This is a genomic window from Cupriavidus sp. KB_39, from assembly GCF_052114485.1.
In the GTDB taxonomy this organism is placed as follows: Bacteria; Pseudomonadota; Gammaproteobacteria; order Burkholderiales; family Burkholderiaceae; genus Cupriavidus.
In genome coordinates, this window is the sequence record NZ_JBFREV010000154.1 from 1 (window position 1) to 715 (window position 715).

General features: G+C 57.9%; 1 protein-coding gene. It reads right to left on the reverse strand.

Annotation, left to right across the window (positions count from 1 at the left end):
• Window positions 1-188: 188 nt before the first annotated feature.
• Window positions 189-650 carry a DUF3304 domain-containing protein gene (locus AB4Z27_RS29245; RefSeq protein WP_313818144.1) on the reverse strand — a complete coding sequence of 154 codons (462 nt, stop codon included), beginning with the start codon at window positions 648-650 and terminating at the stop codon, window positions 189-191.
• Between the last annotated feature and the right edge of the window lie 65 nt (window positions 651-715).

Sequence of the window (715 nt, forward strand, 5' to 3'; positions counted from 1 at the left end):
CATCGACATCGAAGAACAGACTGACAAACACCTGGCCCTGGCACTGCGCCGGGTCCCGCTTGAAAACACAGGCCATTACCCGCGCTCGCTGCATCGTTTCTCGTAGCGAAAGTTCGCGCTGTCCATTCGCAGGCATCGGTGCAGGTATCGTAAGGTTGTATGGCATATTGCTCAGGCTCGGATGTACTTCACAATTTGGCTTCGTCGCCTTTAAGCGGATAGTCCGGATGCCCGAGGCCCATCATGGTGACGAACACCTTGACCTCGCCGCCGCGCAGGAAATGGACAGCGAACCGGCCGCCCTCGTCGGGGCCATACCGTGGCACTTCCACGTCGCGCTCCATGGCGTTTTCTCCACCCCAATCGCTCCACCAGACCTTTACCGTCATACCCGGCTTGTAAGCGCGTGGAATGCTTGTACAACAGGTGAATTTTCCGCCGCCACGATGTGCTCCCAAGTACGCACCGCCATACTCGTTGACCCCAAAGCGGTAGATGCTCCTGTCGGTGTGGTTGTAGCCCACCAGATTCAACGTCATCTGGTCTTCGGTGCATCCGGTCAGTGGCAGGCACAGCCCGGCCAATAGGCAAAGACGCCAGACTGACGGGAACCATTTCGTTTCGCGGCGATGACGCGTATTGGCAGGCATGGACGAAGTCTTTGTCACAGTTCGGCATCCTCACCCTTGAGCGGATAGTTGGGATGCCAGTAGCC